Consider the following 23,934-nt stretch of genomic DNA (forward strand, 5'->3'; position numbering starts at 1 on the left):
CTGGCAAAACGGGATGTCGGGCTGGGTGCGGCGTTTTCATTTCAGCGACGCATGTGTAGAAAAATAGTATGAAATGTATCATTGAAAGATGCCAAAACGCATCAAATATTCTAAAAAAGTACCAGAAAGCACGATTTTTTGATTCAGCGCAGAACCATTGTGGGGCGCCGGGCGCCTGCACTAATATAGAATCGATCAGGTTTCCACCGGAGGACAGGGATGAACGAGTTCGACACGCACGAGGTATTCAACCAGGCGCCACCGTTCGAAGGCGTGAACCTGTTCGCCTGCGACCCGGCCCTGGGCGAGGCGGTCGCGCGCGAGGGCGCCGGCTGGGCCGAGCCGGCGCTGCGCGCGCTCGGCGAGCAGCTGGGGCGCCCGGAGATCCTCGACCTCGGGCGCCAGGCCAACGCCAATCCGCCGCGGCTGGCCAGCTTCGACCGCAGCGGGCGCCGCATCGACGAAGTCGAATTCCACCCGTCGTGGCACAAGCTGATGGCGCTGATGATCGGCGCCGGCGTGCACGCTTCGCCGTGGGACAGCGGCCAGCCCGGCGCGCAAGTGGCGCGCGCGGCGCAGTTCCTGCTGTTCGGCCAGGTGGAGAACGGCGCCCAGTGCCCGGTGACGATGACGTATGCGTCGGTGCCGGCGTTGCGCCAGGCCGGCGCCATCGCCGCCGAATGGCTGCCCAGGATCCTGTCGCGCGAATACGATCCGCGCCCGCTGCCGATCGGCCAGAAGCGCGGCGCGCTGATCGGCATGGGCATGACCGAGAAGCAGGGCGGCACCGACGTGCGCGCCAACACGACGCGCGCCACGCGCGGCGAGGGCGACGCCTGGCGCATCGTCGGCCACAAGTGGTTCTTCTCGGCGCCGCAGTCGGACGCGCACCTGATCCTGGCGCAGGCCGAAGACCAAGGCTTGTCCTGCTTCTTCGTGCCGCGCTTCCTTCCCGACGGCAGCCGCAACGCGATCCGCGTGCAGCGCCTGAAGGACAAGCTGGGCAACCGCTCCAACGCTTCATCCGAGGTCGAGTTCGCCGGCGCGGCTGGCTGGCTGGTGGGGCCGATCGGGCGCGGCATCCCGACCATCCTGGAGATGGGCAGCCACACGCGCCTCGATTGCGTGATCGGCAGCGCCGGCATCATGCGCGCGGCGCTGACCCACGCGCTGCACCACGCGCGCGGACGCTCCGCGTTCGGCCGCAAGCTGGCGGAGCAGCCGCTGATGCAGAACGTGCTGGCCGACCTGGCGCTGGAATCGGAAGCGGCGACGGCGTTCGCGCTGCGGCTGGCGCGCTGCTTCGACAATCCCGGCGATGCGGGCGAGGCGCTGCTGGCGCGGATCCTCACGCCGGCCGGCAAATACTGGATCTGCAAGCGTGGTCCTGGCTTCTGCTTCGAGGCGATGGAGGTCATGGGCGGCAACGGCTACGTGGAAGATGGGCCGCTGGCGCGTTTCTACCGCGAGGCGCCGGTGAACTCGATCTGGGAAGGCTCGGGCAACGTGATGTGCCTGGACCTGCTGCGCGCGTTCGGCAAGACGCCGGCGGCGCGCGAGGCGCTGGCGGCGGAACTGGCGCTCGCCGGTGAGCCGTTGAAGATGCACGCCGAGCGCTTGCTGGCAGACCTCGCTGGCGCGCAGGCCGACGAATACGGTGCGCGCCGGCTGGCCGAGCGGATCGTCGTCGCGGTGCAGGCTGCCCTGCTCATTCGCCATGCGCCGCCGTATGTGGCCGATGCGTTCGTGCGTTCCAGGCTGGAGCAGGATGTGGGCGGTGCGTACGGACGGCTGGTGGCCGGGGTGGACTGCTTCGCAATTCTTGAGCGCGCTCTTCCTGGGTAGCTGAAAATGGGGCCAGGTCCGCCGGACCTGACCCCGGTCTCCAGTCCCGGCCTCAAAAGAATGATATTTCTTTCTTCAAAACAGGGACAAACGCCCCCAATGGCTGGGATAATGCCGGCACTAGCCACAATAACGACAGAATGCCCTCCATGAAACAAGACCCACGCTTTCCCAACCTGTTCATCCTCGACCACCCGCTGATCCAGCACAAGCTGTCGCACATGCGCGAGCACGACACGTCGACGCGCACTTTCCGCGAACTGCTCAAGGAAATCACGCTGCTGATGGGCTACGAGATCACGCGCGACCTCCCGATGACCACGCGCTCGATCAAGACGCCGCTGGTGACCATCGACGCGCCCGTCATCGCCGGCAAGAAGCTGGCGATCGTGCCGATCCTGCGCGCCGGCATCGGCATGAGCGACGGCCTGCTGGAACTGGTGCCATCGGCCCGCGTCGGCCACATCGGCGTGTTCCGCGACCCCGCCACCCACAAGCCGGTCGAATACCTGGTGCGCCTGCCCGACACCGCCGACCGCATCTTCATCCTGTGCGACCCGATGGTCGCGACCGGCAATTCGGCCGTGCATGCGGTCGACGTGCTGAAAAAACGCGGCGTCTCGGACGACCAGATCATCTTCCTGGCGCTGGTCGCCGCGCCCGAAGGCGTGCAGGTGTTCCAGAACTCGCACCCGGGGGTCAAGCTGTTCGTCGCCTCGCTCGATTCGCACCTGAACGACCACGACTACATCGTGCCGGGCCTGGGCGACGCCGGCGACCGCATCTTCGGCACCAAGTAAGCGGGGTCGCCGCTTTGATAGACCAGGAGTTTTTTACCCGCCTGCGCGCGCTGAACGACAAGTTCGCCGCCGGCGTGCCCGCCACGCTGGCGCGTCTTGGCGAACTGCGCGTGCGCTTCGATCCGCAGGCGCCGGACCCGGCCCAGGTGGAGGAACTGCACCAGATCCTGCACACGATCGCCGGCTCGGCGGCGACCTTCGGGTTTCGCACGATGGGGCAGCAGGCCCGCGCCATCGAGCAGCGGCTGCGGGTGCTGATGGCGTTCGAGACGGTGCCCGCGTCCGACTGGGCGCACTGGCTGGCCAGCCTCGACGAATACACCGCGTGGGCGGCGATCGACCCGAAATCGGACGACTATCCGGCATAAGGCGCGCAAGGGCACGGGGCCGCGACGTTTGATCTAGCGCAAGCCCGGTCCCCCTCGATGCCCTATATTCAACCCTGCCGCGTCGACAACGCAGTCCCTTAAAAGTTGTTGTTTGGAATTTTTAGGGTGCAGCGCATTTATATTTTGCGAGGGGCGTGTTTTTTAGGTTTAATTCGGTATAATGAGGGATCGTTGGATTCGAGGTAGTAGTGCAGTCTGTCTGTCATTCCTTTCTTGCTTCTTCAAACGATCTAAACGGGCGCAAGCCCAACTAACTGAAATAGGAAATTGTAATGGCAACTGGCATCGTAAAATGGTTCAATGATTCGAAGGGCTTCGGCTTTATCACCCCTGACGAAGGCGGCGAAGATCTGTTCGCTCACTTCTCGGCTATCCAGTCGGCAGGCTTCAAATCGCTGCAAGAGAACCAGCGCGTATCGTTCGAAGTAACCGCTGGTCCTAAGGGCAAGCAAGCATCGAACATTCAGCCTATCTAATAGATAGCTGAGTCAACGAAACAAAAAATCCTCGGTTTCCGGGGATTTTTTTTCGTCTCAAGCTTTTGAAGTTGGGGTGTCGGGGTCCGCAGGACCAGCCCCCGACATCAACCGCGGCGCCAGTACTCCGGCTGGTTGTAGGTATGGCGCAGGAAGTCGACGAACGCGCGGATCCGCAGCGGCAGATGGCGCCGTTGCGCAAACACGGCGTGGATGTCGCTTCCCGGCGCCGCATGCTGGTCGAGCACGGTGCGTAGCCGCCCAGCGCGAATCTCCGGGCCCACCTCCCACATCGAGCGCCACGCCAGTCCCTTGCCGGCCAGCGCCCAGTCGTGCAGCACCTCGCCGTCGTTGCACACCATGTTGCCCGCCACCTTCAATGTGACCGGCTTGCCGTTGTCGAGAAAGGTCCAGCCGCGCTGGCTGCCTTCGCTGCTGATCGCCAGGCAGTTGTGCTTCGCCAGATCGGCCAAAGCCAGCGGCGTGCCGTGCCGCTTGAAATACGCGGGCGAGCCGACCAGCACGCGCTGGTTGTCGGCCAGCTTGACGCCCACCAGGCTCGAGTCCGACAGGCTGCCGATGCGGATCGCCACGTCGACGCCTTCGCCCACGACGTCGACCACGCGGTCGTTCAGGTTGAGGTTGATCGTCACGTCGCGATGTTCGGCGAGGAAGGAGGGCAGCAGCGGCGCCACGTGCTGGCGCCCGAAGCCGGCCGGCGCCGACACGATCAGGTGGCCGCTGGCGCGCGCGCTGCGCTCGGCCACCGCCGACTCCGCGTCCGCGAGTTCGCCCAAAATGCGCTGACAATCCTCCAGGAAGGCGGCGCCCTCATTGGTCAGCGCCAGCTTGCGCGTGGTGCGCTGCAGCAGCTTGACGCCCAGCCGGGCTTCGAGCGCGTCGAGCCGGCGCCCGATCATGGCCGGCGCGATGCCTTCGGCGCGCGCCGCGGCGGACAGGCTGCCGCGCGCGACGACTTCGACAAAGGTGGATATCTGGCGGAACTGGCCCATAGGTAAAGTCTCGACGATCTGATACAAAAACACACAAATGAATGTATTTTTAGTTTCGTTTATGTATGGTTGAGTGAATATACTTGAAATGATATTAATCGCCAACTGTCCTATACTAAAGCGTCGTTGTGCAACGCCGCAGCAGTACCCCAAAATCACTAACAGGAGTCACGCATGAGCATCGCAACCCCAGCCGGCATGGAAATCACCGGCGCCATCGAGCCCGGTTTCGAAAAGATCCTGACCCCGGAAGCGCTCGCGCTGGTCGCCAAGCTGACGCGCGCCTTCGAGCCGCGCCGCCAGGAACTGCTGGCCAAGCGGGCCGAGCAGGCCAAGCGCCTCGACGCGGGCGAGCGCCCCGATTTCCTCGCCGAGACCGCGCACGTGCGCGCCGGCGACTGGAAGATCGCGCCGATTCCGCAGGCGCTGGAATGCCGCCGCGTCGAGATCACCGGCCCGACCGACCGCAAGATGGTGATCAACGCGCTGAACTCGGGCGCCGACGCCTACATGACCGACTTCGAAGATTCGCAGACGCCGAACTGGCACAACCAGGTCGACGGCCAGATCAACCTGATGGAAGCCATCCGCGGCACCATCACGCTGGAGCAGAAGGGCAAGTCGTACAAGCTCAACGACAAGATCGCCACGCTGATCGTGCGCCCGCGCGGCTGGCACCTGGACGAGAAGCATGTGCTGGTCGACGGCAAGCGCATCTCCGGCGGCATCTTCGACTTCGCGCTGTTCATGTTCCACAACGCCAAAGAGCAACTGGCGCGCGGCCTCGGCCCGTACTTCTACCTGCCGAAAATCGAATCGCACCTGGAAGCGCGCCTGTGGAACGACATCTTCGTGATGACGCAGAACGAGCTGGGCATCCCGCAGGGCACGATCAAGGCGACCGTGCTGATCGAGACCATCATGGCCGCCTTCGAAATGGACGAGATCCTGTACGAATTGCGCGAGCACAGCGCCGGCCTGAACGCGGGCCGCTGGGACTACATCTTCTCGTGCATCAAGAAGTTCAAGCTGGACAAGGATTTCTGCCTGGCCGACCGCCCGAAAGTGACGATGACGGCGCCGTTCATGCGCGCCTATGCCTTGCTGTTGCTGAAGACCTGCCATCACCGCGGCGCGCAGGCGATGGGCGGCATGGCGGCGCTGATTCCAATCAAGAACGATCCGGAAAAGAACGAGATCGCGATGGCCGGCGTGCGCGTGGACAAGAAGCGCGATGCCGACGACGGCTACGACGGCGGCTGGGTCGCGCACCCGGGCCTGGTCGAGCTGGCGATGACCGAATTTACCAAGGTGCTGGGCGAGCGCCTGAACCAGGTCGACAAGCAGCGTCCGGACGTCAACGTCACGGCCGCGCAGCTGCTCGACTTCAAGCCGGAAGCGCCGATCACCGAGGCGGGCCTGCGCTACAACATCAACGTCGGCATCCACTACCTGGGCAGCTGGCTGACGGGCAATGGCTGCGTGCCGATCCACAACCTGATGGAAGATGCGGCGACCGCCGAGATCAGCCGTTCGCAGGTCTGGCAGTGGATTCGTTCGAGCAAAGGCGTGCTGGAAGACGGCCGCAAGGTCACCGCCGAGATGGTGCGCGCGATGATCCCTGAAGAGCTGGCAAAGGTGAAGGTCGATGCGCCGAACGGCGAGAACCCGAGCTACGAGCGTGCCGCGCAAATCTTCGAAAAGATGGCGACGTCGGAGGAGTTTGAGGAGTTCCTGACCTTGCCGCTGTACGAAGAAATCTAATCGTTAGCTTGAAAAATGGGGTCAGGTCCGCCGGACCTGACCCCGGCGTTGCACGCTAGCGTTTGCGTTCCGCGAGAGGCGGATTCGCAAGAAAGTCCGCAAGCGCCTTCTCGTCGATCCGCTCGCCGTGCAAATGTCGAATCAGCGCATCGATCCGGTCGCCACCCCAAAACAGTTCATCATCGACCCGAAACGTCGGCACCCCAAACACCCCGCAGGCAATGGCTTCCTCGGTATCCGCGGCAAGCTGCGCTTTTAATTCCGGCTGCTGTGCCGCAAGCTGCAAGGCCGCGCTGTCCAGTTCGCATTCATCGGCTACGCGTACCAGCACCGCGGACTGCGACACATCCTCACCATCTTCCCAGCAAGCCTTCATCACAGCCAGCGCGAACCGGCGCCGCTGATCCTGCGCCGTCAACGCCAAACACATGCGCAGCGCCTGCAGCGGATTGAACGGGTGTCCCGGCGGCCCCTTGAACTGAAGGCCGAGCCGCGCCGCTTCGCGCATCACGTCCCGAAAGATGTACGCGCGCTTGGCCGGCACTTCCGCCGGGCCTTTCTGTCCGTGCGCGTTCAGCAGTCCAGCGAACAGCACCGGCTGGACAGCGATCTCCGCGCCGGCAGCTTCGATCCGCTCGAACGCCGCGGCCGACAGCCACGCATACGGGCTGACCGGATCAAAATAAAAGGTGACGGTGGCCGCCATCAGAAGCTGTTCTTCCACTCGCGCAGCGCGGCAAACGCCGCTAGCGGCGCGGCGCCGGAGTCGATCTTGTGGGCCGCGACCAGGCTGGCGACGATCTCCGGCTCGCGGTAGCGCAAGAACGGATTGGTGGCTTTCTCGGTCCCGATGGTCGATGGCACGGTGGCCAAGCCCGCATCGCGCTTGGCGCCGTCCGCCTCCACGCGTGCTTGCAATCGCGGATTCCCCGGCTCCACCGCACTGGCGAAGCGCAGGTTGGCCAGCGTGTATTCGTGCGCGCAGTAGACGGCGGTATCGTCGGGCAGGGCGGCCAGTTTGCCGAGCGAATCGGCCATCTGCGCCGGCGTGCCCTCGAAGATGCGGCCGCAGCCGCCCGCAAACAGGGTGTCGCCACAAAACAGCCAATGCGCGCCCGGCGTTTCGCGCACATAGGCGATGTGCCCCTTGGTGTGGCCCGGCACGTCGAGCACGCGCAAGGTCAGCCCGATGCCGGGCACCTCCACCCGGTCGCCTTCGCCCAGCGGCACGGTCACCGCGGAAATGTTATCGTTGCGCGGGCCGAACACCGGCACCTTGGCGTGGGCGAGCAATCCCGGGACCCCGCCGATGTGGTCAGCATGGTGATGGGTGAGTAGAATGGCAGTGAGGGTGAGCTTGTGGGCGGCCAGCGCGGCAAGGATGGGTGCGCTGTCGCCAGGGTCGACGGCGGCGGCATTCACGCCGTCGTGCACCAGCCACAGGTAATTGTCTTTGAAGGCGGGTACGGCAAGTACGCTCAGGGCGGGTTGATTCATAGTGGAGTTCGAAGAAAAGGCATGCATGGATAGCGCGGCATCTGAAAAATCCATTATAGCGCTCGACGGCTGGCTGCAATCGCCGGCCGGCGCCTACGTGCGCGCTTGGGAGCAGGCCTGCCTGGACGAACTCACGGTCGACATCTTCGGCTTCAACGCGCTGCAGATCGGCCTGCCGCAGATCGACGCGCTGGCGGCCAACCGCATGCCAAACAAATGGCAGGCAGCCACGCGCACGTCGAGCGCCGAACAGCTGTCGCTCGCCGCGGCGGGCAAGCAGATCGCGGTGGCGCTCGACTTCGCCGAGCTGCCGTTCGCCTCGCAAAGCCTGGACCTGGTGGTGATGCCGCACGTGCTCGAATTTGCCGCCGAGCCGCACCAGGTGCTGCGTGAAGTCGAGCGCGTGCTGATCCCGGAAGGGCAGCTGATCATCTGCGGCTTCAATCCGGCCAGCTTGTGGGGCGCGCGCCAGAGCATGGGACGCATCGCGCGCAGCCCGTATTTGCCGGTCGCCGGCGAATTCATCTCTATGCCGCGCATGAAAGACTGGTTAAAATTGTTGAATCTCGGCGTCAGCCGCAGCCATTTCGGCTGTTACGCGCCGCCTTGCCGCAGCGCGCAGTGGCTCAACCGTTTCGCGTTCATGGAGCGCACCGGGCAACGCTGGTGGCCGTACCTGGGCGCGGTGTACATGGTGCATGCCATCAAGCGCGTCAAGGGAATGACCATCATCGGTCCCGCATGGAATAAAAAATCGGCGAACGCCCCGCAGGCGGTGCCGGCAACCAACAGAAAGTAAATCAGCATCGATGAGCAAAGTAGAGATTTTTACCGATGGCGCGTGCAAGGGCAATCCGGGCACCGGCGGCTGGGGCGCCTTGCTGGTGGCCGATGGCCACGAGAAGGAAATCTTCGGCGGCGAACTGAACACCACCAACAACCGCATGGAGCTGCGCGCCGTGATCGAGGCGCTGACCACCCTGACGCGGCCGTGCGAAGTGGTGCTGCACACCGACAGCCAGTACGTTCAGAAGGGCATCTCGGAGTGGATTCACGGTTGGAAGAAGCGCGGCTGGAAGACCGCGGCCAAGGAGCCGGTCAAGAACGAGGACCTGTGGAAGGCGCTCGACGCGATCCAGGCGACGCATACCGTCGACTGGCGCTGGGTGCGCGGGCATAACGGGCATCCGGGCAACGAGCGGGCCGACGTGCTGGCGAACCGCGGCGTGGAAACCGTTCGCAAATAAAAAATGGGGCAGGACCGGCTGCGCGGCGGGGACGCCTGGTCCCCAACCTGGCGGAGCCGTCTGATAAAATACGTTGCCATTCGTCAAGCCAATTCACTGAGTCCCCAATGCGTCAAATCGTCCTCGACACCGAAACCACCGGCCTTAACCCGCGCACCGGCGACCGCGTCATCGAAGTCGGCTGCGTCGAGCTGGTCAACCGCATGCTGACCGGGAATAACTTCCACCGCTACATCAATCCGGAACGTGACTCGGAAGAGGGTGCGCTGGCGGTGCACGGCCTGACCACCGAGTTCTTGCGCGACAAGCCGAAGTTCGCCGAGATCGCGCATGAGCTGCGCGAATACATCCAGGGCGCCGAAGTCATCATCCACAACGCGCCGTTCGACCTGGGTTTCCTGAACCACGAATTCAAGCTGCTCGGGCTGCCGACCTTCACCGAGCATTGCTCGGGCGTGATCGACACCCTGGTCAACGCCAAGGAAATGCATCCCGGCAAACGCAACTCGCTGGATGCGCTGTGCGACCGCTACGGCGTGTCGAATGCGCACCGCAAGCTGCACGGCGCCCTGCTCGACGCCGAGCTGCTGGCCGATGTCTACCTGTCGATGACGCGCGGCCAGAATTCGATGTGGATGGATACCGAAGAAGAGTCCGCGTCGGCGAGCGGCCTGCTCGAAGCGGTTCCGCTGGCCGAGATCTTCGTGCTGGCGGCCAGCGACGAGGAGATGGCCGAACACCTGGGCGTGCTGGGCGGCCTGGACAAGGCGGTCAAGGGCGCGTGCATCTGGAGAAATTACGCGGACGCATAACTTTTCGTGACGTTTTCGCGGGGATATGCCATAATACGCCCCGCTTCGGGAGGTTAGCTCAGGGGTAGAGCACTGCATTCACACTGCAGGGGTCGCAAGTTCGAAACTTGCACTTCCCACCAGGATTCGCTTCAATATCAAAGGCTTGCAACGACCAGTTGCAGGCCTTTTTTGCGTGCGCCGTCGCGCTGGGCCATGTGCTAAGGTCATCAGCCGGGCAGTGGTAGCAAAAGCAACGGAGTTGTGTCACAAGGACGAGTCATGGACGAGAAAACCATCGGTGACAGGATTCAACAGGACGATCCGGAACAAGTCCAGGTGGCGCTGCGCAAGCAAGGCCGCCGACAGTGGGCGGTGATGACGCTGTACGAGCGATTCGAGCAGGTTGTCGCGCTGGTGCTCGGCGCGGTGATCGCCGTGATCATCCTGGCGGCGCTGATCCAGCTGATCCGACTTGTGGTGGTCCTGCTGATCACCGAGTCGCTCAATCCCTTGCAGCACGAAACGTTTCAGCTTGTGTTCGGGATGATCATGACCTTGCTGATCGCCCTCGAATTCAAACATTCGATCATCAAGGTCGCGCTAAGGCGCAACAGCATCATCCAGGTGAAGACAGTCATCCTGATCGCGCTGATCGCACTGTCGCGCAAATTTGTCATCCTGGATGTGGAAACCAGTCCAGCCAAGATCGCAGCACTGGCCTTCGCCTTGCTGGCGCTGGGCCTTGTCTATTGGCTGATGCGCGAACGTGACGAATCTGCAGTCAGGCGCGCGCAGCAAGCCGAGGCTGCCGACGGCGAATAAAGCCGCTTGATCCCCTACAACCCATGTCGCACGGTCGTCCGTCTGCGCGAGTGCTTCGCCCGGCGGAACAGCGCGATTCGCTTGCATGCCGGCGATGATGGACCGGTGGAGACTGCACTTCGGGGAGCCCATGTTCGACCACGTTAAATTCGGCGTCAGCGACTACGCCGCCAGCAAAGCATTCTTTCTCAAGGCCCTCGAGCCGCTCGGAGTCGCCGCGGTCTCCGAGGGGCCGCCGGCGTACGGTGTCGAGCTAAGTCCCGGGGGCAAGGCATCATTGTGCCTGTTCCAGGCGAACGAAAAACCGGCGCATCTGCACCTGGCGTTCACTGCCGATAGCCGCGCGCAAGTCGACGCTTTCTATCACGCGGCGCTGGCCGCGGGCGGCCAGGACAATGGCGCGCCGGGAGTGCGTCCGCAGTACCACGCGAACTACTACGCCGCTTTCGTCATCGGCCCGGACGGACACAACATCGAGGCGGTGTGCCACCGCGAACCTTAAACCGTTTTGATCTGCTCCCAGTCGGTCAGCCCTTGCAGGATCTTGTCGATACCATCCTGGCGCATGGTGCGCATGCCCTGGGAGATGGCCGTAGCGGTGATGTCATTTACCGTGGCCCTGGAATGGATCATCTTTTTGATGAGGGGCGTGTTGAGCAGCAGTTCGTGAAGGCCGAGCCGCCCTTTGTACCCCTTGCGATCGCACTGTTTGCACCCCAGCGCGGAATACAGATCACTTGCCCATCCTCCCTGGCATATCGGTGATGCCATTGCTGCAGGATGTCGGACTGGCTCAGTTCGGTTTCAAAACAATATTCGTGCGCGAGCATGGCCAGGTCATCGGCGGATGCGAGTCGCGGCTTGCGGCAGGCGGGACACATCTTGCGCACCAGCCGTTGTCCCAGCACCCCGAGCAGCGCGTCGGCGAAATTAAACGGGTCCAGCCCCAGGTCCAGCATCCGCACCACGCTTTCCACCGCGCTGTTGGTGTGCATGGTCGAGGCGACCAGGTGTCCGGTCAGCGACGCTTCGATCAGCGTTTTCGCCGTTTCCGGATCCCGCGTCTCGCCCACCATGATGACATCCGGATCGGCGCGCAGGATGCTGCGCAGGACGTTGGCGAAGGTCCAGTCGATTTTTGCATTCACCTGGATCTGGCGCAGTCCCTTTTGCGTGATCTCGATCGGGTTCTCGACCGTCCAGATCTTGCGCTCGCGACTGTTCACGTAGCCTAGCAGCGCGTGCAGCGTCGTGGTCTTTCCCGACCCGGTGGGGCCGCACACCAGCAGCAGGCCGTGCGGCTTGGTGACGAGTTGCTGCAGCCCCTGCAACACCTGCGGCGCCAGCCCCAGGCTGTCCACCGACATGACGCGCGGCGCAGCCAGATTGCGCAGCACGATGTCCTCGAGGCCCTCGTTGGTGGGAATCGTGACGATGCGCAGTTCGATTTTCGCCCCGCCCGGCATTTGAAAGGTGATCTTTCCATCCTGCGCGTGGCGTTTTTCGGAAATGTCCAGCCGGCTCATGATCTTCAGCCGGGAGATCAGGGCATCGCGGAAATTTGCCGGCACTTCGGAATAGTCCCCAAGGATGCCGTCGCTGCGAAAACGAATGATGGTCGGCTCGTTTCCCTTCATCGATTCGATGTGGATGTCCGACACGCCGCGCTCGAATGCATCCGTAATGATCTTGTTGACCAGGCGAACCAGCGCGCTGTCCGACTCCGTGACTTCCTGCACCGCTTCGACGGGTTCCTGTTCGTCGACATGCAGCGCCGACACCAGCTCGGTAATGTGCCTGCCTTTGCCTTTCGGGCCGAAAAACCGGGCGATCGCCGCGGACATGTCGTCTTCCGAGGCCATGACCGGGTCGATCGTCAGCTTGGTGACGAATCCCATCTCCTTGATCGCGTCCGTGGCGAGCGGATTGACCATCGCCACCGCCATCCTCAGCTCGGTCCGATAGAGCGGGATCATGGCGTGCTTGCGCACCAGCCCGGCCGGCACGGCCCTGATCAGCGCAGGGTCGAACTGGAAGGTCGACAGGTCGACAAACGGGATGCCGATCTTTTGCGCCAGGACGCGCTTGATCGTTTCCTTGTCGACCGCGCCCATCTCGATGAGGATTTCCCCGAGCTGCTTCTTGCGGTCGCGCGCTTGCGCCTTCAGGGCGTGGTCGAGCTGTGCCTGCGTCACCGAGTTGTCCTGCAGCAGCGCGTCGCCGAGGCGTAGCAGCGGCAGCGCCTGCTGGCGTTTCAGCGCGGCCTCGATCTGCTTTTGCGTGACGATCAACTGCTGCTGCAGGTAATCGCCGATCTTCGGGCTGCGCAGTTGCTCCTGGCGGTCCAGTCCCGCTTCGAGCTCCTGCGGCGACAAGATATTTCGGTCGACCAGCATTTTTCCCAGTTGTTCACCCAGCTGGTAATCCACGATCGCGCTCGAAGGAATGAACCAGCGCAGCACGTTGCGGCCATAGCTGATGATGAAAAGGAAAAGGCCGAAATCCTTGAGCACACATCCCACCGTCTCGGAAACGAACCGCTCGCCATTGGTGAAATTGACGATGCATTTCTGCTTTGCGAAGGCGGGATGGCCGGGGTCCAAGCCGGTTGTATCCGGCGAATCGACCGGCATCAGTTCCACGATGTCGGTCAGGCACATGCTTTGTATCTCGTCGAAGGCGACCGGACCAGGCGCGCCGCCGTCCACCGCGAACATCAGGGTGGATTCCTGGGGCGAGAAGCGGGTCAGGGCGCCGACGCGCCGCGGCCCTTCCTTCATGATGAGCATGCAGGCCTCGGTGTCGGCAGGCTTTATCCTGACCTTGGCCGTGGGCTTGAAGTGCGGCGGCAGCGGCCAGGCGAATTGCTCTGCCGCTGCTGGGTGCGCCGGTGGCGGCTGTTGTTTATCGTTTTTCATATGGTTCGCCAGGTTCGAGGGGCCGGGAGCGGGTCCGGCTGAAATGTGTCCCCGCTGGACAGCAACGACACACTTATCATGCGCTGAAAACGGCGCGCGGTGCGCCCTGCTGAAGACTTGTGATGCGCGGCGGAGGTGCGCGATACAAAAAGATCAAGACATGCGGAGCCCTTTGACGCCCGGGCGGCGGCTGCGAGCCGCCGCGGCAGGGCGCCCTGGGCCAATCCTGTGAAAATTTGCAACAATTAACCGCCGCGACCCTTAGATAATCGACACTTGGTTTGCCTTGCGGTAACGTTTGGAATATAGTCTGGCAGCAATACTCGAACGAATCACGCGTTAATCACGGCAAATTAATGAAGAATAACCGCGTCGGAATCGCGCTCCTTTCCATGTCGCTGCTGGTCATCGCGGTGGTGCTCGGCCTGTTGATGCAGCGCCAGCAACGCACTCACGCGGACCAGATTCGCATCCAGGGCCTGGCCCTGACGAAATCGCTGTCGGCGCTGCAGATGGAAACGCTGGCGCCGCGCAACGGTCGCCCGAGCGTGCTGCTGTCGCTGTTCGCCGCCCACGACAATCCCGACTTCGCTTATGCCGCGGTGACCGGCCGCGATGGCGCCGTGCGCGCCGAAATCACCAGTCCCGGCGCCGTCGTCGTCACCGCGCCGCCGCCTTCCGGCGCCAGTTCGCTGTTCGGCGAACGCGCGCTCGACGGCGCCAACGGCGCCAACGGTGGCCGCGCCGTGCGCGAATTTTTCGGCCCAGTGATCGAAGACGGCGCCGTCAAGGGCTATGTCAGGGTCGCCTACTTTTCGCGCGCCGGACTGTTGGCGATCGGCGACCTGTCATTTTTCGCCGCGATCGCGCTGGTGATGTTCGCGCTGGTGCCCTTGGCCTACCTGCTGCTCAAGCGCGAACTGGCGCCACTCGGTGCGATCAGCGCCCAGCTCGGGCAACTGGCCAGCGCCGGCACCGCGCCGACGTTGCCGCAGCGGGCCGACATCGCCGACCTGTCGCAGCGCCTGCTCGATTATCTGAGCCGGGCCAACGCCCGCATCGCCGCCCTGGAAGCCGACAGCGAGCGCGCGGTGACCGGCGGACGCCTGCTCGAGTATGGCAGCAACAAGATGAACGCGGTCATGCATTGCATGCCCGATGGCCTGATCATTCTCGACCCCGCCGGCGAAGTCACTTTCGCCAACAGCAAGGTCGAGCCGATGCTGGGCGTCGAATTGAACGACGTGCTGACCACGCCGATCGCGCAGTGGTGCCGCGACCCGGAACTGCGCGCCCTGCTCGAGCGCTACAGCCACGAACATCCGGAAGCGGGGCGCCAGCTGCAGATCGACTTCGCTCCCGCGCTGGTGCCCGACAAGCAGCTGTCGGCCAGCGGCCAGCCGCTGGTCGGCGGGCATGGACGGATGGCGTTCGGCACCTTGATCGTGCTGCGCGACACGACCCGGGAATTCCTCGCCCAGCAGGCCGGCAACGATTTCGTCGCCCACGTCTCGCACGAACTCAAGTCGCCCCTGAACGTCATCGCGATGTACGCCGAGACGCTGCAGGACGCCGATCCGGCGGACCAGGCGCTGCGCATCGAATCGATCAACGTGATCCAGGACGAGGTGGAGCGCATGAACGGGCTGGTCAACAACCTGCTCAACGTGAGCAAGCTGGAGACGGGCAGCATGACGCCGGAGCGCCACCGCGTGAAGCTGGACGAACTGCTGCGCGACGTCTACGCCAACGCCTTGCCGCGCGCCGAAGCGAAGTCGATGAAAATGGACCTGCGGATCCCGCGCGAACTGGCCGCGGTGTCGGTCGACAAGGACCTGTTCCGCATCGCGCTGAACAACCTGGTCACCAACGCCATCAAGTACAACGAGCCGGGCGGCGCGGTGTCGCTGTTCGCGGAGGAGGGCGACCACGAGATCGTCATCACCGTCAAGGACAGCGGCATCGGGATCGCCGCGGCGGACCAGCCGCACGTGTTTGACAAGTTCTACCGCGCGCGCGAAGCCGGTTCGGCGCGCGGCGGGCACGGCCTGGGCTTGTACCTGACCGCCCAGATCATCGAGCTGCACCACGGCCGCGTGACCTTGCGCAGCGACCTGGGACAAGGCAGCGAGTTTTCCATCCATCTCAAGAAAATGCCGGCATTGCTGCAGGGCGCGAACGTCTTATGAATCCACCCAACATCCTGATCGTCGACGATGAAGCCCACGTCATCCGCATCCTGCGCCTGAGCCTCGAGCGCGAGGGGTACCAGGTGCGGTCGGCCAACGACGGCGCCGAGGCGCTGACGTTGATGGAGACCTTCGAACCCGATGTGCTGATCAGCGACATCCAGATGGACGGCATGAACGGCCGCGATCTTTGCCGGACCGCGCGCGCGCGCTACCCGGATCGTCGTTTCATGATCATGGTGATGACGTCGATGACCGCGCTGGAGGAGCGCAGCTGGGCGCGCGACCTGGCCGACACCGAGTTCCTGGAAAAGCCGCTCAGCCCGCGCCAGCTGGTGGCGCGCCTTGCACGCCATTTCGCCGACGCCGCGGCCCGCACGGAGAGCGTCCATGCACTCTGACGCGCTGGCGGAAATTAACTTTGCCAAGTACGGCAAGTGGGTGCGCCGGGTCACCGGTGTCGATTATCCGATGGCCTTGTGCCTCGCGGACGGCGCGGTCGTCGCGCATACCGGTTCCGGCGCCGGCCTGCCGGCCTGGCTGGCCGATTTGTCCGCCTCCGGTTTCGCCTGGCCCTGCGTCGGCGACGGCATGCAGCGCCACGACGCCGGCGGCGATGCGCTGCTGTACCTGCCGTTGCGCGGCAAGCAGCAGCTGATCGGCTTCGTCTGCCTTCGTGCGGCGTCCGCGCCGGTCGAGGCGCCGCCGGAGTGGGACGCGCTGGCCGAGACCCTCGAGGACGTGGGGGCCGGCATTGCCGACGAATTCGCGACCAAATTCGAATTGAACAAGATGGCCGCCGAGCTGGCCGAGCGCTACGAAGAACTGCACCTGGTGTACGCGATCGACCGCCACGTGAGCAACCTGGCGGACGGCGCCGACATTTTCAAGGGCCTGCTGCAAAGCTGGGCCGAGCACATGGACGCCGACGTCGCCGCCTTCGTCAAGCCGGGCGACGCGCTGTGTGTGTCCGCCACCAACCTGTCGGCGCCGATCCACAACCTTGACCTGGTGCTGGTCGAGATGCGCGGCGACCTGTATCGCTTCGCCCATTCGTCGCGCAAGCCGATCGTCATCAACGAGGCCACCGATCCGCGCCGCGCCTATATCTTCACCGACATGCCATTCAAGATTCTGTGCTGCCCGGTGTTCCAGGAACGCTCGATCGTCGCGATCCTGGTCCTGGTCAACCACGCATCGAAGCCGGATTTCTCGAACAGCGACCGTAAGCTGGGCGAAGTGCTGGCCAACCATCTCTCCAGCCTGTCGCGCATGCACGGGATGCTGGCCGAAACCGGCCAGTTCAACGAGCAGATGGCCGCTGCGCTGATCGAGGCCGTCGAGGCGAAGGACCCGTACACGCGCGGCCACTCCGAGCGCGTGCACCACATCGCCATGGAAATCGGCCGAGCGATGCAATTGTCCGAGCGCGAACTCGATAATCTGTACTGGGGCTCGCTGCTGCACGATGTCGGCAAGATCGGCATCCCGGACGCGGTGTTGTGCAAGCCGGGCCGCCTGTCGGCCGATGAATTCACTTTCATCATGGTCCACCCCGAACGCAGCTACGAGATCCTGCGCCACATCGACCGCCTGAAGGACGCGGTGCCGGGCGCGCGCCATCACCAGGAAAAGTTCGATGGCACCGGCTATCCGCACGGCCTGAAAGGGCACGACATCCCGCAGGCCGCGCGCATTATCGCGGTCGCCGACACCTACGACTCGATTACCAGTTCGCGCGCCTACCGCGCGGGACGCAGCCACGAGGTCGCCCTGGCCGAGATTGCCCGTTGCTCCGGCACCCAGCTCGACCCGGCCATCATCGCCGTGCTGGAAAAGGTATGTGCCGAAGAGCCGGAATGGATCGCCCGCTTTAACATCCAGCGCAGCGCCGCCGTCGTGGGTGCGTGATGGAGGACACGGTAACGCGCAGCCGCATCGGCTCGATGACCTACCTCGCGCCGGCCATGGCGCTGGTCGCGTCCGACGCGATCGCAGCGCTGGAGGCGGCGGTCGCCCAGTGCGTCGCGCAGCACCAGGTGCGCATCGTGGTCGACATGTCCAAAGTTACGCTGGTGTCGAGCCGGGCGCTCGAACTGCTGCTGGAACATGCCGTGCGCATGACGGAACTCGGCGGCTGGCTCAAGATCGCCTACCCGGGCACGCTGATCAAGGACATCTTCGCCGCCACGGGGCTGGACGACCAGCTGTCGCTGTATGACGCGCCGGACCGTCCCGCTCGCCCGGCGCGCGCCGCCCCATCGGGCAAGCTGGGCGACATCCTGGTGGCGCGCGGCTTCGCCAGCGCCGAGCAGGTCGCCGAGGCGGCGCGCCTGCAGGACCAGACCGGCAAGCGCATGGGTTTCATCATGGTGGAGAAGAAGTGGCTGGCGGAAGGCGCGCTGTTCCAGGCGCTGGCCGAGCAGCTCGACCTGCCGTTTGTATCGCTGCGCGGCGGCCTGTACGACCCGGCCGCGGTCGGACTGCTCGACCGCGATGCGGCGCGCCGCCTCAACGTGCTGCCGCTGTTCGCCATCCACAACACCCTGACCCTGGCCACAGCCGAACCCCAGGCGATCCACAGCATCGACGAAATCAAGGCGCGCACCGGCTGCAAGGTCCGGGTGGTGCTCGCGCTGCCGAACGAGATCCGGGCCTTGCGCGACGACGCCTACGGCGGATCGAGCCTGGGCGACTTCGTCCAGACCGACGTGTCGGACCTGGAGCTGATCGAGAACCAGATCCCCGACGATTACACGCAGATCGACCAGATGGCCGGCGCCAGCCCGGTGATCAACATGGTCAACGCGATCATCCAGCGCGCGATCCACGACAGCGCCAGCGACATCCACATCGAAATCTCGCGCAACAAGGCGCGGGTGCGCCTGCGCATCGACGGCATCATGTACGAGGTGATGTCGCCGCGGCCGGAGCAGCATCCGGCCATCGTGTCGCGCCTGAAGGTGATGGCCAACCTCGACATCGCCGAGCGGAGACTGCCGCAGGACGGCCGCATCCAGGTGGCGATCCAGGGCCGCACGGTGGACCTGCGATTCAGCTCGCTGCCCGGCATCTACGGCGAGAAGGTGGTGCTCCGCGTGCTCGACAAGAACCAGTCGATCCTCGACGTCGACAAGCTGGGCATGAACGGGGCCGCGGTAGCGCAGTTCAAGCGCCTGCTGTCGCGCAGCCACGGCCTGATCCTGGTCACCGGCCCCACCGGCAGCGGCAAGACCACCAGCCTGTACGCGGCGATCAGCCACCTCAAGAGCATCGAGAAGAACATCGTCACGATCGAGGATCCGGTCGAATACCAGCTCGACATCGTCAACCAGAACCAGGTCAACGATGCGATCGGGCTGACCTTCCCGAAAATCCTCAAGCACGTGCTGCGCCAGGATCCGGACATCATCATGATCGGCGAGATCCGCGACCGCCAGACCGCGGAAATCGCGGTGCAGGCCGCGCTGACCGGCCACCTGGTGCTGACCACGCTGCATACCAACGACACGCTGGGCGCCGTGTCGCGCCTGGTCGAGATGGGCGTCGAACCCTACCTGCTGTCGTCCGCGCTGATCGGCGTGATGGCGCAGCGCCTGGTGCGCCGGGTCTGCCAGGGCTGCAAGACCAGCTACCTGGCGCCGCCGCAAGCGGCTGCAGCCTACCGCTACGCGGGCGCGGGCGACCTGCGCCTGACGCGCGGCCGCGGCTGCCCGGCATGCTACGACTCCGGCTACAAAGGCCGCATGGGCATCTACGAGCTGCTCGACATCGACGCCGAACTGCAGCGCATGATTGTGGCCAACGCCACCAAGGAAGCGATGGAGGAGCTGGTGGCCGCGCGCGGGCACCACGACCTGTACGCCGACGGCATGGAACGCGCCTTCCAGGGCGACACCACGCCGGAGGAAATCGCTCGCGTGGTCCATTCGCTGTGAGGGGAACGCGATGCCGATAGAATTCGACGCCGAAGGCGTTGCGCCGGTGGGGCTGGCCCGGCCGGTGCGGCTGCAACTGGGCGCCGGCCGCAAGCTGGGCGCCGCCGACCGGATTGCCTTCACCGAACGCCTGGCGCTGCTGCTTGATACCGGCGTGCCGCTGCATTCGGCGCTGCGTTCGCTGCACGACCAGTCCGACAATCCGCGCATGCGCGATCTGCTTGGCGCGCTATCGGACGACATCGTCGCCGGCGCGCGTTTTTCCGACGCGCTCGCGCCGCACGCCCAGCTGTTCCCGTCGACCTACGTGAACCTGGTCGGCGCCAGCGAGGAGGGCGGCTTCCTGCCGGAGGTGCTGGCGCAGTTGGTCGAAATGGACGAAAAGCAGGAGCGGCTGCGCGCGACCATTGTGTCGGCCTTGTCGTACCCGGCGTTCCTGGTGGTGTTCTCGGTGCTGGTGGTGTTGTTCATCCTGATGTTCGTGTTTCCCAAGTTCGCCGTCATGTTCCTCGGTATTTACGATGAGCTGCCGACTTCGACGCGCCTGCTGATGGCGCTGTCGGTGGCACTGACCGAGCACACCCTGCTGGTGATGGGCGGCGCCGGCGCAGCGCTCGGCGCGCTCGTGGCGTGGGCGCTGCGGCCGTCCAGCCGCGCCGCGCTGGACCGTCTCAAGCTGCGCGTGCCGTACGTGCGCGACATCTTCATCAAGATCTACATCACGCGGCTGATGCGGGTGATGGGCATTTCGCTCGAACGCGGCGTCACCGTGCTGGCCACGCTGGCCGCCTGCCGCGAAGTGGTGCCGAACCTCGAATTCCATCGCTTCATCCTGCAGCTCGAACGCGAAGTCACCGAAGGGAAGGGGATCGCCGCCGGATTTCGCGACAGCGCCCTGATTCCCGCCAGCGTGCAGCAGATGATCGCCACCGGAGAGCAGGCGGGCAGCCTGGGCCGCGTGATGGGCCGGATCGCCGATTTCTACGACCGCGAACTGACGCGCCAGCTGACCCAGTTGTCCAAGCTGGCCGAACCGGTAATGCTGCTGGTGATGGGAGTGATGGTTGGAACGATTGTCAGCTCGCTAATTTTGCCCATTTTCAAGCTTTCGCGTGCCGCGCATTGACGTCGAGATACTGTCTGCCTTTGCCAACACTTGCTTACGCCAGAATGAAAAGTTGCTTCTTTCGGGCAATATTCATGTTAATCTCGCGTTAAGTGATATTTCGCAACAATCGTAGCTTTTGAGTACCGGGTCCATCTTTTGAGGAATGTATGACTGCTAACATCCAACGTCGCGTCGCTGCGGGTTTTACCCTGATCGAGCTGTTGATCGTCGTGATCATCCTGGCCATTCTTGCCGCGATCGTCATTCCACAATTCGCCAGCACCACCGGCGACGCCCGCGAGGGCTCGCTCGACGCCAACCTGTCGACGATGCGTGCCGCGATCGAACTGTACCGGGTGCAGCACAAGAGCAATTATCCTGGCGCGGCGGCTTCGAACGGCACCGCCGCGACCACCTGCAGCAGCGGCCCGGGCACCGGCGCGGTCAATTCGGCCCAGGCGTTCATGGACCAGATGACCAAGGCGTCCGACGAATTGGGCAACACCTGTGCCGTGGCCGACACCACCTTCCGCTTCGGCCCGTACATCCGCGGCGCCATTCCGGCCGATCCGGTCACCGGCAAGGGCGCGCTGGCCAGCGAGATCGTCGTCACTTCCGCCGGCACGCCGCTGGCGCCGGCGGCCGCTACCGGCGGCTGGGCCTACGACACCAAGTCGGGCCAGCTCGTCATGAACAGCAATGCCGTCGACGTCAAGAACAAGGCGTTCTCGAGCCACTAAGCGGCGATGCCTGGCGATGCCGCGCATTTCGCCCACCGGCCCCGCACGCGGCTTCACCCTGTTCGAAATGGTGGTGGTGCTCCTGATACTGGGCTCGGTGGCCGCGCTGGCGCAATTAGGCAGCACGCCGGTGCGCCCCGCGCAGCTCGACGCCGCCGCCCGCGACGTGGTCCAGCTGCTGCGCTTCGCCCAGTCCGATGCGATCCGCAGCGGCGAATGGCGCACGGTCGATTGCAACCAGGCGGCCAACACCATCCGCATCTATGCGCTGAATATGGTCCCCAAGCCCCCGACTGAAGACACCGCGAAGCCGATCATGCAACCCCTCGACAAGCAGACCTATACGCTGGCACTGTCCGCTCGGCCAGGCACCGCGGCGCGCATCGACAGCTGCGCTTTCGTCTACAGCGGCACTTCCGCCGGCGCCAACCTGGTCAGCTTCGGCCCGGACGGGGCGCCGGTCTACGTCGGCGGCAAAAACACCTCGGACATCAAGCAGCTCACCAGCGGATCGGTCCAGCTGTCGATCGGATCCGGACGCCGGGTCATATCGATCGATGCGCTGACCGGCCGCGTCAGCGTGGCTTCGTGAGCCATGCGCACGCGCGCGCGGGGATTTTCCTATATCGAGGTGACGGTAGCCCTGCTGCTGCTGGCCATCTGCCTGGTGCCGGCGATGGAAGCGGTGCGCAACGCCACGCGCGCGCCGCTGGTCGCGCAGCAAACCGGCCAGGCGCTGGCGTGCCTGAAAACCAGGATGGAGGCCGTAGCCGGCGAACCGTACCAGCTGTTGCTGAATGCCGCCGGGACGCAGACTGCGCCGTCGAGCTATTCGCTGGCCGCCGACATCGACGGCTGCCCGGTGCGCGACGTGTTCATCGCGCGCTACGATCCCGACGCCTCGCCGAACTTCACGTCCGCCGACACGGGACTGCTGTACATCGCGGTTTCGACGCGCGGCGCCAGCGGCGCGTCGCCCATGACGCTGACCACGCTGGTGGCCCGGTGAGCACTCTGCGCAGGCAAGCCGGCCTGACCCTGATCGAATTGCTGGTGGCGATGGCGCTCAGCGCAGTGGTGCTGGCGACGCTTGCATCCATGGTGCGTGGGGCGGCGGCGGCCAGCACGGTGACCATGACGCAGCTCGAGTACCAGCAGCAGGCGCGATTCGCGGTGAGGCGCATCATGATGCAAGTGCGCCTGGCCAAGGCCGGCACCTTGTCGTCCAAGACCGATGATGCGAGTTCCGGCAGCTGGTTTTCGCCGACCTTTTACGACCTGCGCGCCGGCAGCAGCGCCGGCACCCTCGCGCTCGTCGAAACCCTGAGCGGCGCCAGCCGGATCATCGCCGAGCCGGTGAAGTCGTTCAAGATCACTTCCCCTGATCTGGCGGCGGGCCAGACTCTGGTGGAAGTCGCCGTGACGGTCGGACAGGGTGACATTAGCGCCACAGCGACCGGCACCGCGCGGCTGGGAGGCGCGCGGTGACGCCGGTGCGACAGGACGGCGTGGCGCTCCTGGCCGTCGTGCTGATGCTCGCGGTGGTCGGCGCGCTTGCGCTCGCGATGTCGCGCGAAGGCGCGATGTCGGCGCGCTCGGCGGGCGACGATTACGACGCCGCCGTCGCGCGTTCGCTGGCCGACGGCGCCCTGAACCTGGCACGCTGGCGCGGCCAGCGCGCGGGCTGCAGGGTCATTCAGGATCTCCCGGCAACGCCGCTCGCCGGCGCCGGGACGATGAGCGCGGTGGTGAGCTCCAGTGGATCGAGCACGCTGAACGTTACCGCGAAGGGGCAGACGCCGTCCGGAGCGAGCGTCACGCTGGTGCGCGACAAGGTAGAAGTACGCGACCTGACCAAGCCGACCGTCATCACGGTGTCGACGACCGAAGCGGACAGCACCTGGCTGAGCGGCGCCGCACCCGACGCCTTGCAGGGCGGCGCCGCCTTCCTGGAGCTGGGGCAGGGCAATGCCAACATACTTGTGCGCTTCAAGCTCGCCGACGTACCGCCGGACTCGTCGATCATCAGCGCGCAGCTGACGCTGACGCAATTCCAGTCGTCCCCGTTTAGCGGCTCGGTGAGCGTGCGCCGGGTGAAGAATAGCTGGAACCAGCAGGGAGCGAGCTGGAATGCCGCGCTGTCCGGCACGCCATGGGAGCGCGCCGGCGGCGACTACAGCGCCGGCGCCATTGCGCGCCAGACCGTTGGTGCGAACGGCAGCTATACCTGGGATGTGACGGCGCTGGTGGACGGCTGGTTCAACGGCCTTTACTCGAACTATGGGTTCGCGCTGATCGCCGACGGCCCGATTCAGCAGGCGCGTTTTCACAGCTTTACTGGCGCTGCCGGTTCGCGTCCCACCCTGGTTGTCAATTACGTGCCGAGCTGCTGAT

Annotated in this window: 25 protein-coding genes and 1 tRNA gene; 21 read left to right on the forward strand and 5 right to left on the reverse strand. The window is 64.6% G+C overall.

Translation table 11 applies throughout. The annotated features are described in order from the left end of the window. The first annotated feature begins 219 nt into the window (after positions 1-219). The 4 genes from AC1D02_RS10965 (at position 220) to AC1D02_RS10980 (ending at position 3,510) form a co-directional block, all read left to right on the forward strand. Positions 220-1,845, forward strand: a complete 1,626-nt coding sequence (locus AC1D02_RS10965) for an isovaleryl-CoA dehydrogenase (RefSeq protein WP_477316644.1) — start codon at positions 220-222, stop codon at positions 1,843-1,845. A gap of 149 nt (positions 1,846-1,994) precedes the next feature. Next, the gene (gene upp, locus AC1D02_RS10970) at positions 1,995-2,645 is read left to right on the forward strand and encodes a uracil phosphoribosyltransferase (protein ID WP_477316646.1); all 651 of its coding nucleotides are present in this window, start codon (positions 1,995-1,997) and stop codon (positions 2,643-2,645) included. 14 nt (positions 2,646-2,659) lie between these two features. Then, complete coding sequence (locus AC1D02_RS10975; protein WP_477316648.1) at positions 2,660-3,013, forward strand: Hpt domain-containing protein; 354 nt, start codon at positions 2,660-2,662, stop codon at positions 3,011-3,013. A 293-nt stretch (positions 3,014-3,306) separates the two neighbouring features. Continuing rightward, positions 3,307-3,510: a cold-shock protein gene (locus tag AC1D02_RS10980; protein ID WP_020703630.1), complete on the forward strand. Its 204-nt coding sequence runs from the start codon at positions 3,307-3,309 to the stop codon at positions 3,508-3,510. A gap of 107 nt (positions 3,511-3,617) precedes the next feature. Here AC1D02_RS10980 and AC1D02_RS10985 read toward each other — a convergent pair whose 3' ends face one another. Next, positions 3,618-4,523 carry a LysR family transcriptional regulator gene (locus tag AC1D02_RS10985; RefSeq protein WP_477316651.1) on the reverse strand — a complete coding sequence of 302 codons (906 nt, stop codon included), beginning with the start codon at positions 4,521-4,523 and terminating at the stop codon, positions 3,618-3,620. Positions 4,524-4,697: 174 nt separating this feature from the next. Here AC1D02_RS10985 and aceB point away from each other — a divergent pair, with 174 nt between their 5' ends. Further along, positions 4,698-6,287: a malate synthase A gene (aceB, locus tag AC1D02_RS10990; protein ID WP_477316653.1), complete on the forward strand. Its 1,590-nt coding sequence runs from the start codon at positions 4,698-4,700 to the stop codon at positions 6,285-6,287. Positions 6,288-6,342: 55 nt separating this feature from the next. On the opposite strand, the gene AC1D02_RS10995 is transcribed toward aceB, so the two are convergent. Together AC1D02_RS10995 and gloB are read right to left on the reverse strand one after the other, a co-directional pair. Beyond that, on the reverse strand, positions 6,343-6,993 hold the full coding sequence (locus tag AC1D02_RS10995) for a DsbA family protein (RefSeq protein WP_477316655.1): 651 nt from the start codon (positions 6,991-6,993) through the stop codon (positions 6,343-6,345). Further along, positions 6,993-7,784 carry a hydroxyacylglutathione hydrolase gene (gene gloB, locus AC1D02_RS11000; RefSeq protein ID WP_477316657.1) on the reverse strand — a complete coding sequence of 264 codons (792 nt, stop codon included), beginning with the start codon at positions 7,782-7,784 and terminating at the stop codon, positions 6,993-6,995. Before gloB ends, AC1D02_RS10995 begins: the two co-directional genes overlap by 1 nt. 25 nt (positions 7,785-7,809) lie before the next feature. On the opposite strand from gloB, the gene AC1D02_RS11005 reads away from it, so the two are divergent. The 6 genes from AC1D02_RS11005 to AC1D02_RS11030 all read left to right on the forward strand — a co-directional run bounded on the left by AC1D02_RS11005 (position 7,810) and on the right by AC1D02_RS11030 (position 11,149). Continuing rightward, positions 7,810-8,583 (forward strand): class I SAM-dependent methyltransferase, encoded by a 774-nt coding sequence (locus tag AC1D02_RS11005; RefSeq protein ID WP_477316659.1) that lies wholly within the window; start codon positions 7,810-7,812, stop codon positions 8,581-8,583. Positions 8,584-8,593: 10 nt separating this feature from the next. Further along, a complete protein-coding gene (gene rnhA, locus AC1D02_RS11010; protein ID WP_477316661.1) occupies positions 8,594-9,031 on the forward strand; it encodes a ribonuclease HI in 438 nt (145 codons plus the stop codon). Positions 9,032-9,138: 107 nt separating this feature from the next. Beyond that, on the forward strand, positions 9,139-9,843 hold the full coding sequence (gene dnaQ, locus AC1D02_RS11015) for a DNA polymerase III subunit epsilon (protein WP_477316663.1): 705 nt from the start codon (positions 9,139-9,141) through the stop codon (positions 9,841-9,843). A gap of 47 nt (positions 9,844-9,890) precedes the next feature. Further along, positions 9,891-9,965 (forward strand) — tRNA-Val (locus AC1D02_RS11020). 235 nt (positions 9,966-10,200) lie between these two features. Further along, entirely contained in the window at positions 10,201-10,647 is a 447-nt protein-coding gene (locus tag AC1D02_RS11025) for a phosphate-starvation-inducible PsiE family protein (protein WP_477317157.1), read from the forward strand. 130 nt (positions 10,648-10,777) lie between these two features. Beyond that, positions 10,778-11,149, forward strand: coding sequence for a VOC family protein (locus AC1D02_RS11030; RefSeq protein ID WP_477316665.1), 372 nt, complete (start codon positions 10,778-10,780; stop codon positions 11,147-11,149). Here AC1D02_RS11030 and AC1D02_RS11035 read toward each other — a convergent pair. Next, positions 11,146-11,379 carry an ATPase, T2SS/T4P/T4SS family gene (locus AC1D02_RS11035; RefSeq protein ID WP_477317159.1) on the reverse strand — a complete coding sequence of 78 codons (234 nt, stop codon included), beginning with the start codon at positions 11,377-11,379 and terminating at the stop codon, positions 11,146-11,148. The two genes, AC1D02_RS11030 and AC1D02_RS11035, sit on opposite strands and share 4 nt — an antisense overlap. Further along, positions 11,277-13,565 carry a GspE/PulE family protein gene (locus AC1D02_RS11040; protein WP_477316667.1) on the reverse strand — a complete coding sequence of 763 codons (2,289 nt, stop codon included), beginning with the start codon at positions 13,563-13,565 and terminating at the stop codon, positions 11,277-11,279. The genes AC1D02_RS11035 and AC1D02_RS11040 overlap by 103 nt, the downstream gene beginning before the upstream one ends. Positions 13,566-13,921: 356 nt before the next feature. Between AC1D02_RS11040 and AC1D02_RS11045 the strand changes: the two genes are divergently transcribed. The 10 genes from AC1D02_RS11045 to AC1D02_RS11090 all read left to right on the forward strand — a co-directional run bounded on the left by AC1D02_RS11045 (position 13,922) and on the right by AC1D02_RS11090 (position 23,933). Then, on the forward strand, positions 13,922-15,754 hold the full coding sequence (locus AC1D02_RS11045; protein ID WP_477316669.1) for an ATP-binding protein: 1,833 nt from the start codon (positions 13,922-13,924) through the stop codon (positions 15,752-15,754). Next, on the forward strand, positions 15,751-16,155 hold the full coding sequence (locus tag AC1D02_RS11050) for a response regulator (RefSeq protein WP_477316671.1): 405 nt from the start codon (positions 15,751-15,753) through the stop codon (positions 16,153-16,155). Before AC1D02_RS11045 ends, AC1D02_RS11050 begins: the two co-directional genes overlap by 4 nt. After that, on the forward strand, positions 16,145-17,665 hold the full coding sequence (locus AC1D02_RS11055; protein ID WP_477316673.1) for an HD domain-containing phosphohydrolase: 1,521 nt from the start codon (positions 16,145-16,147) through the stop codon (positions 17,663-17,665). The genes AC1D02_RS11050 and AC1D02_RS11055 overlap by 11 nt, the downstream gene beginning before the upstream one ends. Next, the gene (locus AC1D02_RS11060) at positions 17,665-19,692 is read left to right on the forward strand and encodes an ATPase, T2SS/T4P/T4SS family (RefSeq protein WP_477316675.1); all 2,028 of its coding nucleotides are present in this window, start codon (positions 17,665-17,667) and stop codon (positions 19,690-19,692) included. Before AC1D02_RS11055 ends, AC1D02_RS11060 begins: the two co-directional genes overlap by 1 nt. Before the next feature lie 10 nt (positions 19,693-19,702). Beyond that, positions 19,703-20,818, forward strand: a complete 1,116-nt coding sequence (locus AC1D02_RS11065; RefSeq protein ID WP_477316677.1) for a type II secretion system F family protein — start codon at positions 19,703-19,705, stop codon at positions 20,816-20,818. A gap of 149 nt (positions 20,819-20,967) precedes the next feature. After that, positions 20,968-21,540: a type II secretion system protein gene (locus AC1D02_RS11070; RefSeq protein ID WP_477316679.1), complete on the forward strand. Its 573-nt coding sequence runs from the start codon at positions 20,968-20,970 to the stop codon at positions 21,538-21,540. Positions 21,541-21,556: 16 nt separating this feature from the next. Next, positions 21,557-22,132, forward strand: a complete 576-nt coding sequence (locus AC1D02_RS11075) for a GspH/FimT family pseudopilin (RefSeq protein WP_477316681.1) — start codon at positions 21,557-21,559, stop codon at positions 22,130-22,132. Between the two features lie 3 nt (positions 22,133-22,135). After that, positions 22,136-22,549: a hypothetical protein gene (locus AC1D02_RS11080; RefSeq protein WP_477316683.1), complete on the forward strand. Its 414-nt coding sequence runs from the start codon at positions 22,136-22,138 to the stop codon at positions 22,547-22,549. Continuing rightward, the gene (locus tag AC1D02_RS11085) at positions 22,546-23,028 is read left to right on the forward strand and encodes a PulJ/GspJ family protein (protein WP_477316685.1); all 483 of its coding nucleotides are present in this window, start codon (positions 22,546-22,548) and stop codon (positions 23,026-23,028) included. The genes AC1D02_RS11080 and AC1D02_RS11085 overlap by 4 nt, the downstream gene beginning before the upstream one ends. Next, on the forward strand, positions 23,025-23,933 hold the full coding sequence (locus AC1D02_RS11090) for a DNRLRE domain-containing protein (RefSeq protein WP_477316687.1): 909 nt from the start codon (positions 23,025-23,027) through the stop codon (positions 23,931-23,933). Before AC1D02_RS11085 ends, AC1D02_RS11090 begins: the two co-directional genes overlap by 4 nt. The last annotated feature ends 1 nt before the right edge of the window (position 23,934 follow it).

Source organism: Massilia sp. P1_C10 (genome assembly GCF_056406475.1).